Origin of the sequence: Pseudomonas yangonensis, from assembly GCF_009932725.1 — a bacterium.
In the GTDB taxonomy this organism is placed as follows: Bacteria; Pseudomonadota; Gammaproteobacteria; order Pseudomonadales; family Pseudomonadaceae; genus Aquipseudomonas; species Aquipseudomonas yangonensis.
In genome coordinates, this window is sequence record NZ_BLJU01000003.1 from 306,314 (window position 1) to 316,839 (window position 10,526).

General features: G+C 61.7%; 12 protein-coding genes. 9 read left to right on the plus strand and 3 right to left on the minus strand.

Features of this window, described 5'->3' with window-relative positions; all coding sequences use genetic code 11:
* Positions 1-78 precede the first annotated feature (78 nt).
* The 9 genes from gmhB (at position 79) to GYB81_RS07105 (ending at position 8,504) form a co-directional block, all read left to right on the plus strand.
* Positions 79-609, plus strand: coding sequence for a D-glycero-beta-D-manno-heptose 1,7-bisphosphate 7-phosphatase (gmhB, locus tag GYB81_RS07065; RefSeq protein WP_161864224.1), 531 nt, complete (start codon positions 79-81; stop codon positions 607-609).
* 13 nt (positions 610-622) lie between these two features.
* Positions 623-1,390 carry a lysophospholipid acyltransferase family protein gene (locus GYB81_RS07070; protein WP_161864225.1) on the plus strand — a complete coding sequence of 256 codons (768 nt, stop codon included), beginning with the start codon at positions 623-625 and terminating at the stop codon, positions 1,388-1,390.
* Positions 1,391-1,582: 192 nt separating this feature from the next.
* Positions 1,583-2,188, plus strand: a complete 606-nt coding sequence (locus tag GYB81_RS07075; protein WP_161864226.1) for a CDP-alcohol phosphatidyltransferase family protein — start codon at positions 1,583-1,585, stop codon at positions 2,186-2,188.
* A gap of 25 nt (positions 2,189-2,213) precedes the next feature.
* Positions 2,214-3,968, plus strand: coding sequence for a bifunctional alpha/beta hydrolase/class I SAM-dependent methyltransferase (locus GYB81_RS07080; protein ID WP_161864227.1), 1,755 nt, complete (start codon positions 2,214-2,216; stop codon positions 3,966-3,968).
* Positions 3,968-5,305 carry a phosphatase PAP2/dual specificity phosphatase family protein gene (locus GYB81_RS07085; RefSeq protein WP_178101747.1) on the plus strand — a complete coding sequence of 446 codons (1,338 nt, stop codon included), beginning with the start codon at positions 3,968-3,970 and terminating at the stop codon, positions 5,303-5,305. Before GYB81_RS07080 ends, GYB81_RS07085 begins: the two co-directional genes overlap by 1 nt.
* Complete coding sequence (locus GYB81_RS07090) at positions 5,295-5,729, plus strand: hypothetical protein (protein ID WP_161864228.1); 435 nt, start codon at positions 5,295-5,297, stop codon at positions 5,727-5,729. Before GYB81_RS07085 ends, GYB81_RS07090 begins: the two co-directional genes overlap by 11 nt.
* 9 nt (positions 5,730-5,738) lie before the next feature.
* Positions 5,739-6,362 (plus strand): lysophospholipid acyltransferase family protein, encoded by a 624-nt coding sequence (locus GYB81_RS07095; RefSeq protein WP_161864229.1) that lies wholly within the window; start codon positions 5,739-5,741, stop codon positions 6,360-6,362.
* Position 6,363: 1 nt separating this feature from the next.
* On the plus strand, positions 6,364-7,296 hold the full coding sequence (locus GYB81_RS07100; RefSeq protein WP_079785073.1) for a phosphatidate cytidylyltransferase: 933 nt from the start codon (positions 6,364-6,366) through the stop codon (positions 7,294-7,296).
* Between the two features lie 56 nt (positions 7,297-7,352).
* Entirely contained in the window at positions 7,353-8,504 is a 1,152-nt protein-coding gene (locus GYB81_RS07105; protein WP_115298769.1) for a GGDEF domain-containing protein, read from the plus strand.
* 299 nt (positions 8,505-8,803) lie between these two features.
* On the opposite strand, the gene GYB81_RS07110 is transcribed toward GYB81_RS07105, so the two are convergent.
* From GYB81_RS07110 to GYB81_RS07120, 3 genes are all read right to left on the minus strand, one after another.
* Complete coding sequence (locus GYB81_RS07110) at positions 8,804-9,187, minus strand: hypothetical protein (RefSeq protein WP_161864230.1); 384 nt, start codon at positions 9,185-9,187, stop codon at positions 8,804-8,806.
* 110 nt (positions 9,188-9,297) lie between these two features.
* Positions 9,298-9,777, minus strand: coding sequence for a competence protein ComJ (gene comJ, locus GYB81_RS07115; RefSeq protein WP_161864231.1), 480 nt, complete (start codon positions 9,775-9,777; stop codon positions 9,298-9,300).
* Between the two features lie 176 nt (positions 9,778-9,953).
* Positions 9,954-10,526: an imm11 family protein gene (locus GYB81_RS07120; protein WP_161864232.1), complete on the minus strand. Its 573-nt coding sequence runs from the start codon at positions 10,524-10,526 to the stop codon at positions 9,954-9,956.

The following is a 10,526-nucleotide window of genomic DNA, read 5'->3' on the forward strand; positions in this document are numbered from 1 at the left end:
AGCTCTGCTCGCGAACCAAGCACATAAAAGCTTCGCGAGCAAAGCTCGCTCCTACCCCTAGTATCTGAAACGGCTCCCATGAATCTGATCATTCTCGACCGCGACGGTGTCATCAACGAAGACTCCGACGCCTATATCAAGACGCTCGACGAGTGGATTCCAATCCCGTCGTCGATTGCCGCCATCGCACGCCTGTCCAAGGCCGGCTGGACGGTGGCCGTGGCCACCAACCAGTCCGGCATCGCCCGTGGCTATTACGACCTGGCGACCCTGGAGTCGATGCACGCGCGTCTGCGCGAGCTGGTGGCGGAGCAGGGCGGCGAAGTCGGCCTGATCGTCCATTGCCCGCACGGGCCGGACGATGGCTGCGAGTGCCGCAAGCCGAAAGCGGGCATGCTCAAACAGATCGCTGCGCATTACGCCACGGATCTGACGGGAATCTGGTTCGTCGGCGACAGCAGCGGTGACCTGCAGGCTGCGCTGGCCGTCGATTGTCAGCCCGTGCTGGTGAAAACCGGCAAGGGCGAACGTACCCTGGCCAAACCTCTGCCGCCAGGGACCCTGGTATTCGACGATCTGGCGGCCGTCGCCGATCGACTGCTCTCATAAGGTGCGAAGCTTCATGGCGATCCTGCAGGCTTTCAGAGTCACGCTTTTCTACCTGCTGTTGTCGTCCAGTTCGTTCTTCTGGTGCCTGATCAGCCTGGTGGTCGCGCCTTTGCTGCCGTTCCGCCAACGCTACCGCTTCGTCGTCCAGGCCTGGTGCAGCTGCGCCGTGTGGCTGGCCAGGGTGATCGTCGGTATCCGCTATGAAGTGCGCGGGTTGGAGAACATCCCGCAGCGCCCCTGCGTGATCCTCGCTAACCACCAGAGCACCTGGGAGACCTTCTTCCTCTCCGCCTACTTCGAGCCGCTCAGCCAGGTGGTCAAGCGCGAGTTGCTGCGCGTGCCGTTCTTCGGCTGGGGCATGGCGCTGCTCAAGCCCATCGCCATCGACCGCAGCAACCCCAAGGCCGCACTCAAGCAGCTGGCCAAGCAGGGCGACGAACGTCTCAAGCAGGGCGCCTGGGTGCTGGTATTCCCCGAAGGCACGCGCATTCCGCCGGGGCAGATCGGCAAGTTCTCCCGTGGCGGCACCGCACTGGCGGTGAATGCCGGTCTGCCGGTATTGCCCATCGCACACAATGCCGGCGAGTTCTGGCCCAAGGCGGGCTGGGGCAAGCGCTCGGGCACCATTCAGGTGATCATCGGCGCGCCGATGTATGCCGAAGGTGAGGGCCCGCGCGCCATCGCCGAACTCAACGAACGCGCCTTCCAATGGGTCTGCCAGCAACAGACTGAGCTGCGCGGTGAAGAGCCGCAGCTGAGCCGCCTGGGCGAATCACTGTAACGGACGGATGCTGTCGAACGCCTGCCACAGCGCCCGCCGGGGGATGTATAGGTCAATCGCCGACGCTAGGAAATTCGGGGCACAGGGTATAACGTGCGGCAATGCCAACGCATGCCTCATAAGCCTCGACGGGCGCACAGTATCGCCCAAGCAGATGGCCGATCATTCGATCAGGAAAAGGACTTCACTGCCATGCCGTCGATCTACCAGCTCAAACCGGCCTTCCAGAACCTGCTGCGCCCCGGCGTCGAGCGTCTGTATGCACGCGGCGTGACCGCCAACCAGGTGACCCTGGCCGCCGCCGTCATCTCCGTGCTGCTCGGCGTTCTACTCGCAGCCTTCAGCCATGTCGTCTGGCTGTTCGCCCTGATCCCCCTGTGGATGCTGCTGCGCATGGCGCTCAATGCCGTCGACGGCATGCTTGCGCGCGAGTTCGGCCAGCAGTCGAAGCTCGGCGCCTACCTCAACGAGCTGTGCGACGTGATTGCCGACAGTGCCCTGTATCTGCCCTTCGCCCTGCTGCCCGGTGTCTCGCCGCTGCTGGTGATCCTGGCGGTGGTGATGGCGGTGATCAGCGAGTACGCCGGCGTGCTCGGCCCCATGGTCGGCGCCTCACGCCGCTATGACGGGCCGATGGGCAAGAGCGACCGCGCCTTCTGCTTCGGTGTGCTCGGTGCAGGCGTCGCCACCGGCCTGCTGCCTGCCTTGTGGATCAACCTGGCGCTGGCGCTGATTCTCGCCCTGCTGCTCTATACGCTCTATAACCGCGTTCGCCACGGGCTGGCCGAAGCGGCCTGACCCATTCCAGGAATAAGGAGATTCCATGCGCCCCGTCCAACTGCATACCTTTGCCACTCACGACGGCGTAGAGCTGAGCTATCGCCACTGGCCGGCGACTGTGCCCGCGGACGGCCCACGCCAGGCGGTGGTGCTGTTCCATCGCGGCCATGAGCATGGTGGACGCATGGGCCACCTGGTGGACGAGCTGGAACTGCCGCACTGCGACTTCTTCGCCTGGGATGCCCGCGGCCATGGGCTGTCACCCGGTGCGCGCGGCGACAGCCCGAGCTTCGCCACCAGCGTGCGCGACGTGCAGACCTTTATCGAGCATATCGGCAGCGCACACGGCATCGCCGAAGAGGACCTGGCGGTGGTGGCGCAAAGCGTCGGCGCGGTGATCGTCTCCACCTGGGCTCATGACTACGCGCCGAAGGTGCGCTGCCTGGTGCTCGCCTCGCCGGCCTTCAAGGTCAAGCTCTACGTGCCATTCGCCCGGCCCGGCCTGAAGCTGCTGCACGCCTGGCGCGGCAATTTCTTCGTCAACAGCTACGTGAAGGCGAGGTTCCTCAGCCACGATCCCGAGCGCATTGCCTCTTTCGAAAACGACTCGCTGATCGCCCGGCCAATCTCGGTGACCATGCTGCTCGGCCTGTACGAGGCGGCCGAGCGCGTCGTCGCCGACGCCCAGGCGATTCAGGTGCCGACCCAGCTGTTGATCTCCGGTGCCGACTTCGTCGTCCACCGCAAACCGCAGGAAGATTTCTTCGAGCGCCTCGGCAGCCTGCGCAAGGAAAAGCACCTGCTGCCCGGCTTCTTCCACGATACTCTGGGTGAGCGTGACCGCGCCCATGCCCTGAGCCGCGCGCGACGCTTTATCCTGCGCAACTTCGAGGAGCCGCTGGCGCGGCCCTCGTTGCTCGATGCCGATCGTCTGGGCGCCACCTGCGCCGAAGCCGAGGAACTGGCCGCGCCACTGCCGAGAAACTCGCTGCGCGACCTCTACTGGCGCGCCACCCGAGCCGGCATGCGCCTGGGCAGCACGCTGTCGGCCGGGGTGAAACTGGGCTTCGACACCGGCTTCGATTCCGGCAGCACCCTCGATTACGTCTACCGCAACCAGCCCACCGGCAAGGGCGCACTGGGCCGGCTGATCGATGCGAACTACCTGGATTCCATCGGCTGGCGTGGCATCCGCCAACGCAAGCTGCACGCCGAAGAGTTGTTGCGCCTGGCCATGGCCCGGCTGCGCGAGACGGGCAGGGCGGTGCGCATCGTCGATATCGCCGCCGGCCACGGCCGCTACATCCTCGAATCGCTGGAGGGCCAGCAGCAGCGCCCCGATTCGATCCTGCTGCGCGACTACAGCGACATCAACGTGCGTGACGGCAATGCCCTGATCGAGCAGAAGGGCCTGGGCGACATCGCCCGCTTCGTCAAAGGCGATGCCTTCGACCGTGACGATCTCGCTGCGCTCGAGCCGAAGCCGACCCTGGCAGTGGTCTCCGGCCTGTACGAGCTGTTCGGCAGCAACCAGATGGTCGGCGACTCGCTGGCCGGGCTGGCCGCAGCGGTCGAGGAGGGCGGTTACCTGGTCTACACCGGCCAGCCCTGGCACCCGCAGCTGGAGCTGATCGCCCGCGCCCTGACCAGCCACCGCGGCGGCCAGGCCTGGGTCATGCGCCGGCGCAGCCAGGCGGAGATGGATCAGCTGGTGGAAGCGGCGGGCTTTCGCAAGGTGGCGCAGCGCATCGACCAGTGGGGCATATTCAGCGTATCCCTGGCACAACGGGTGAAGTGATGGACCACACGCGCGAACAGGGATTGTGGAAGCGCGGCGTACTCTGGCTACTGTTGCTCGGCCCGCTGTTCTTCGCCAGCTACGGCTTCGCCAACTGGTTCACCGGGCAACGCGATGATGTCGGCAGCCTGATCTTCGCCTGGGAGCCGCAGATCCCGCTTTGGCCCTGGACCATCGTGCCGTACTGGTCGATCGACCTGCTCTACGGCTTGTCCTTCCTCCTGCCGGCCTGCCGCCGCGAGATGGATCGCCACGCCCTGCGCCTGCTCGCCGCGCAGGCGATCTGCGTCGCCTGCTTCCTGCTCTGGCCGCTGCGCTTCACTTTCGAGCGGCCGCCGCTGGACGGCACCTTCGGCCTGATGTTCGACGTGCTGATGGGCTTCGACAAACCCTTCAACCAGGCGCCGTCGCTGCATATCACCCTGCTGGTGATCATCTGGGCGATGTTCGCCAATCACACCCGCGGGCTGTTCTGGCGTGGCCTGCTGCACGGGTGGATGGCGCTGATCGGCATTTCCGTGCTGACCACCTGGCAGCATCACTTCATCGACCTGCCCACCGGGGCGCTGGCGGGCTTCTTCTGCCTGTGGCTGCTGCCGCTGCAGGGCGCTACGCCGCTTACGCAGATGCGCCTCACCAGCGATCCACGGCGTTGGCGCCTGGCGCTGCGCTATGGGCTTGGCGCAACGCTGTGCGCCGTGCTGGCCGTCAAGCTGGGCGGTGCCTGGCTATGGCTGTTCTGGCCAACCGTTGCCCTGGCCATGGTCGCGCACAACTACCTGTTGTTAGGCGCTGGCGGCTTCCAGAAGCAAGCCAACGGCCGCCTCAGCCCGGCCGCGACAGCGTTGCTCGCGCCCTATCTGCTCGGCGCCTGGATCAATTCGCGGTTGTGGACGTTTCGCCAGCCGGCGCCCAGCCAGGTGGCAGAGGGCATTTACCTCGGCCGCCTACCGGCCACGGGTGATCTCGATGGCTACGCCGCCGTGGTCGACCTGTGCGCCGAACTGCCGCTGCTGCGTACACCGGGCGCCTACTGCAGTCTGCCGTCACTGGACCTGGTGGCGCCGGATGCGCTGACCTGCCAACGCGCCGCCGAAGCCATCGAACGCCTGCGTCATAACGGCCCGCTGCTGGTGTGCTGCGCCCTGGGCTACTCGCGCAGTGCCACAGCCGTGGCGTCCTGGCTGCTGCACAGCGGCCGCTGCCAGAGCGTCGAGTCCGCCGTTGAGCTGATCCGCCAGGCCCGACCACAGGTCGTGCTCAAACCACAGCATCTGGCCGTGCTGCAGGGCATGCTCGTTGCCAGCCCGCCACTGGAGGTCGCTCATGCAGGCTGATCTGCTATTGGTTGCGGCCTTGTTGCGCCGTGGGCGTAGCCTCGACCATTTTTCCAGCGCGCTGAGCCTGGTCGCCGTGCTCTTCGGCCTGGCGCCATGGCTGGGTGCACCGCCAAGCCTGATGCTGGCGCTGCTCTGCGCAGCGCTGCTGGTCGCCGGCCTGGCCGAAAAATACTGGGCGCTGCGCGTGGCGCTGGATGCCGAACTGTTCAAGCGTCTGGCCGAGGCCGGCGAACAGCTCGACAGCCAGACTCATGCGCTGGATCAGGCGCTGCAGAAGCTGGGGCTGCAGAATGCGCAGCAGGCTGGCCGCGACTGGAGCCTGCGCGCTCAGGGTGCGCTCGGCCTGCTACGCAAACAGGCGCTGTGCCTGCTGCTACAGAGCGTCATCGTCGTACTCGGATTCTTCATCGTCTTCGCTTAAGGAGTCGCCATGCTCGCCGCATTGACCGCTTTCGCCATCACCTCGGCAGCTCGCCTGCTGACCGGTGCCCGAGCCTTGTGGCTCGGCAGCACCGCGCAGGCGACGCAGCGCCTGTACTACGCCAACCACAGCAGCCATGGCGACTTCGTCCTGCTCTGGGCGTCGCTGCCGCCGGAGCTGCGCAAACGCACCCGGCCGGTGGCCGGTGCCGACTACTGGCAGAAGCCAGGCGTGCGCAGCTTTCTGATCAATAACGTATTCAACGGCGTGCTGGTCGACCGCGAGCGCAAGGAGGCAGGCGCCAACCCACTGCAGGCGATGCTCGACGCGCTGGATGGCGGCGACTCGCTGATCATCTTTCCCGAGGGTACGCGCAATCTCGGCGACGAACCGCTGCTGCCGTTCAAGAGTGGTCTCTATCACCTGGCCCAGGCACGCCCCGACGTGGAGCTGGTGCCGGTGTGGATCGCCAACCTCAACCGGGTGATGCCCAAGGGCAGGGCGCTGCCGCTGCCGCTGCTGTGCACCCTGAGTTTCGGTGCGGCGCTGGAGCGCATCGAGGGCGAGAGCAAGGACGCCTTCCTGGAACGCGCACGTAACGCCCTGCTGGCACTGGCACCCGAGGAGGCCTGAGATGGATAACAACACTTTGCTGCTGTTCGCCGGTATCGGTGCCCTGCTCCTGCTGGCCAGCCTGGTCGGCTTCGTCCTCAAGCGGCGCAGTGGTGATCAACCCAACCCGGTGATCGACAACCTCAACGCACGGATCAACGCCTGGTGGGTGATGGTGCTGGTGATCGGCATCGCCTTCCTGTTCGGCAACATCGGCGTCGTGGTGCTGTTCTACTTCGTGTCCTTCTATGCCCTGCGCGAGTTCATGACGCTGACGCCGACCCGGCGCAGCGACTATCCGGCGCTGGTGGCAGCCTTCTATTTCGCCCTGCCGATGCAGTACCTGCTGATCGCCTTCGGCTGGTACGGCCTGTTCGCCATCTTCATCCCGGTCTATCTGTTCCTGCTGCTGCCGATCCTCGCCTCGCTGGGCGGTGATACCACGCGTTATCTCGAGCGCGCGGCCAAGGTGCAATGGGGCTTGATGATCGCCGTTTACTGCATTTCCTCGGTACCGGCGCTGCTGACCCTGGACATCCCCGGTTACGAGGGCCGCAACCTGCTGCTGATCGCCTGGCTGATCATCGTCGTGCAGCTCTCCGACGTGCTGCAGTACGTGTGCGGCAAGCTCTTCGGCAAACACAAGATCGCCCCCAATCTCTCGCCATCCAAGACCATCGAAGGATTTATCGGCGGCGTGGCACTGGCTACCCTGATCGGCGCCATGCTGTGCTGGATCACCCCCTTCGCCTTCTGGCAGGCCGGGCTGTTCGCCCTGCTGGTGTGCATGCTCGGTTTCGCCGGCGGCCTGGTGATGTCGGCGATCAAGCGTGATCGTGGCGTGAAGGACTGGGGTCATATGATCGAAGGCCACGGCGGCATGCTCGACCGCCTGGATTCGGTGTGCTTCGCTGCCCCCGTGTTCTTCCATATGGTGCGCTACTGGTGGGCCTGAGCCCGTGAGGGGAATTGCCCCAGAGTCAACGCAGATCAAAAAACAAGAAGGCTGACATGATCGCCCACACCCAGACACTGTTCGGAGCCGTCGCACTGGTCGCCGTGATCATGGGCAGCTGTCTGATCCTGGTCGGCCAGCTGCGTCATCGCGACGGCATGCTCACCACCGGGTTGGGCATGCTATCCCATGCACTGGCCTATATCGGCTTTACCCTGTTCGGGCTGGCTTCGATGTGGCTGACCTATGTACTGGCCAACACGCTGCTGTCCACGGCTCTGGCGTTCTACACCGTCAGCCTGCCGCTGATCCACGGCCGGCGCCCGCCCTGGCGGCTGGCCTTTGCCTTCCCGCTGCTGCTGGGCATGCTGCTCAGCCTGCTGATCGATACTCAGGAACCCCGCCAGTTAGTGGCCTGCCTGCTGCTGTTCAGCCAATGCCTGGTGATTCTGCATCTGAGCCGTCGCCATGCGGTGCCCGGTGGGCGCGCCCATCGCATCCTGATGATCGGCGCAGGTATCAGCCTGTTCGGCCTGGGTATTCGAGTGGTGGTCATCCTCAGCGGTGCGCCGGCGGAGATGCACTACGACGTTAGCAATCTGAAGCAAACGGTATCGGTCGCCCTCGGCGCCGCCACCATCATCATGTTCTCCTTCGGCCTGGTGCTGCTGTCGCGCGAGCGCATCGAATCGGAGCTACGCCAGACCGCCCTACGCGACACGCTTACCGGATTGCCCAATCGCCTGGCGATACTCGAACAACTCACCGACGAGTTGGAGCGCGCCCGCCGCCAGCACACCCCGCTGTCCATCGCCATGCTCGATCTGGATCACTTCAAGCTGATCAACGACAGCCACGGCCACCTGGTCGGCGACGCCGTGCTCAGGCACTGCGCGAACCATCTGCAGCAACGGCTGCGGCGTAACGACAGCATCGGCCGTTATGGTGGTGAGGAATTCCTGCTAGTCCTGCCTGGTACCGACGCCAATGGCGCGCTTGAACTGGTCGATCAGCTACGCCAATCCCTGACCCAGCACCCGGCGCAGATTGACAGCAAGACCATTGCCCTGAGCTTTAGCGCTGGTGTTTACGGCAGCAGCAACTCCATCGCCGAGGACATCACCGGCATGCTGCTGAAGGCCGACACCGCGCTCTATCGCGCCAAGCACGCCGGGCGTAATACACAGGTCCTGGCTACGGCGGACTGACAGGAGGGGCTCGGATTTACGGGCAGACCTGTGTCATGCCTGGCTACCAGCGTTCTGCAGGCAACAAAAAACCCGCCGAAGCGGGTTTTTTAAGACCTTCCGACATCCTGTCGTTTGCCGTCCTGGCGCGGTCTGTCTTCCGTGACTCGGGACATCCAGTTCCCGGTAGGTGTGAGTAGATTAACCAGCCCACGGAAGCGACGGGAGAAGTCCGTTGCGCTTCGGCGTGTAAGCCTTTTGCCATAGCGGCAATCGCAAAAAGACCATGACTTGAGCCTGACGCTAATCAGCCGGCAGCTTTACTCGTCCACAAACACGCCACACAGATCGATCACGAAGCGCGCAGGTTGCGCTTCGCCTGCAGCGACGATGATGAACACCGAGTGGTTGTCGTCTCGACCAGTAACGCGTTGCACGTACAGAGCAAGATTTCCTTGCTTATACGCGGGCGTATCGCCTGGAAAATCCATATGTTTTCTTGCGCCAGGAATCAGACCTACCAGCGCATCTGCCTGCAGTTCACCCAGTTCCCATAAATACTGGACCTGCCGGTTGTCGAAGAGCACTTGTCCAAAATCTGGCGTATCCAATATTGAGCTGAACACGTAGAAATCGCTTTCAGCACCATCGAATAGTCGTTTTTTATTTTTAATAAGGTTCTTCATGCCTTGAAATAAAGACAAATTTTCACTCCTAACTAATCTGCACTGGCCACTCAAGCCTACTCTTTAACATGCGAACCACCCTTTGGACTGCCTGCTGCCGAGGGCAATATAAGTGAAAAGTCTAGCCCTTATCGAAAGCCCTCGACGAGTGACAGATCTTTCTCGCCGCCCCATGGATCATCTAGCAAGTACTTGGGTTCGACTTTTGCGTCCACCGGGACCAAGGTTATCTTGTAGAAAATCTCGTCGCCTTCACAGACTTCAAAGTACAACGCGTAGTCACGTTTTACCAAATCCAGTTCGACTTTGAATTTTTCAGTTGCGGATGCAACTTCCACATGTGCAGGATTTGTGACGTGAAACGGCACAACGATACAACGCTGAGCAGTTTCATCTAGAGCAAAACTATTTGTTAGGCTCAAATACACGTTCGCACCGAAAGCGTCTTCAGGCAAAGGATCGAATACAACGTAGTCGCGATGCAGAACCGCCCCCTGCTCCAAGTTGACCTTACCCCATTGACTGGATGACTCATCGAAGGGGCGCGCACGAAACTGAATTTGGCTGTGGGATACCAGCAGATCTACAGTCTGAGCTTTACGCTCCATAAATAAATCTCGATCTAGACAGAGGCGGGAATAAATTTCAATTGCAAAGGGGCAGATTTATTTATTGATCCTGATTGCTGGCGGCAGAAAATAAATCTGTCCCCTTTTTGCCTGTCCCCTTTTTGCCAGCACCAGCGGTGGCCAAACCAAATCTGTCCCTTTTTCTCTATCTCTGCTTATGCGATAGCGGTAGTATCTGTAGCATCCACCAACAGTAAATTTTTAATTCCTGCATCTTGAATTCTTTTAGCGAGAGCGTTTGAGATAAATATATTACCCTCAGACTCATGCGCCCTAACTATATTTGCCCCGTCCAGCACTGTATCAGGATATGTCTTTATTGAGTAAAATCTGAGGCCTTCCTCAGGATAACCATCAAGAATAGGACGATAATCTGAAGCCTCAAGGTCAATGCATTGCTTCTTATTGAGCACATTCAGGGCAAAGAAGCCTGGCACAATCTCTCCGGCTATTACTATTTTGGCCTCAAAGATTTCTACATCCTCTGGGTAATCAACGAGGATGTCAGCCAGTCGCTTACTGACGAATGACATCATATCGCTCTCAATAATATCGAAAGACTGTATTTCCTGGACGCTAAGCTTTTTCTCGCTCTTTGCTATAAAAACCGGATTTTTTTCCTCAAGCGGCGTGCACATACTTAGTAATGAAGCCTTAGTGCTTGCCTCTTGGTCGTATGTAAGCCAGAAGCGCTCTGGGTAATTTTCAGCTGTTTCAAGAAGTAGCAT

What these genes read in the sequence shown, in the direction of transcription:
- GYB81_RS07075 (WP_161864226.1), top strand. Translation starts at nt 1,583, where the DNA reads ATGCCGTCGATCTACCAGCTCAAACCGGCCTTCCAGAACCTGCTGCGC.
- GYB81_RS07100 (WP_079785073.1), top strand. Translation starts at nt 6,364, where the DNA reads ATGGATAACAACACTTTGCTGCTGTTCGCCGGTATCGGTGCCCTGCTC.
- gmhB (WP_161864224.1), top strand. Translation starts at nt 79, where the DNA reads ATGAATCTGATCATTCTCGACCGCGACGGTGTCATCAACGAAGACTCC.
- GYB81_RS07085 (WP_178101747.1), top strand. Translation starts at nt 3,968, where the DNA reads ATGGACCACACGCGCGAACAGGGATTGTGGAAGCGCGGCGTACTCTGG.
- GYB81_RS07105 (WP_115298769.1), top strand. Translation starts at nt 7,353, where the DNA reads ATGATCGCCCACACCCAGACACTGTTCGGAGCCGTCGCACTGGTCGCC.
- GYB81_RS07070 (WP_161864225.1), top strand. Translation starts at nt 623, where the DNA reads ATGGCGATCCTGCAGGCTTTCAGAGTCACGCTTTTCTACCTGCTGTTG.
- GYB81_RS07120 (WP_161864232.1), bottom strand. Translation starts at nt 10,526, where the DNA reads ATGCTACTTCTTGAAACAGCTGAAAATTACCCAGAGCGCTTCTGGCTT.
- GYB81_RS07090 (WP_161864228.1), top strand. Translation starts at nt 5,295, where the DNA reads ATGCAGGCTGATCTGCTATTGGTTGCGGCCTTGTTGCGCCGTGGGCGT.
- comJ (WP_161864231.1), bottom strand. Translation starts at nt 9,777, where the DNA reads ATGGAGCGTAAAGCTCAGACTGTAGATCTGCTGGTATCCCACAGCCAA.
- GYB81_RS07095 (WP_161864229.1), top strand. Translation starts at nt 5,739, where the DNA reads ATGCTCGCCGCATTGACCGCTTTCGCCATCACCTCGGCAGCTCGCCTG.
- GYB81_RS07080 (WP_161864227.1), top strand. Translation starts at nt 2,214, where the DNA reads ATGCGCCCCGTCCAACTGCATACCTTTGCCACTCACGACGGCGTAGAG.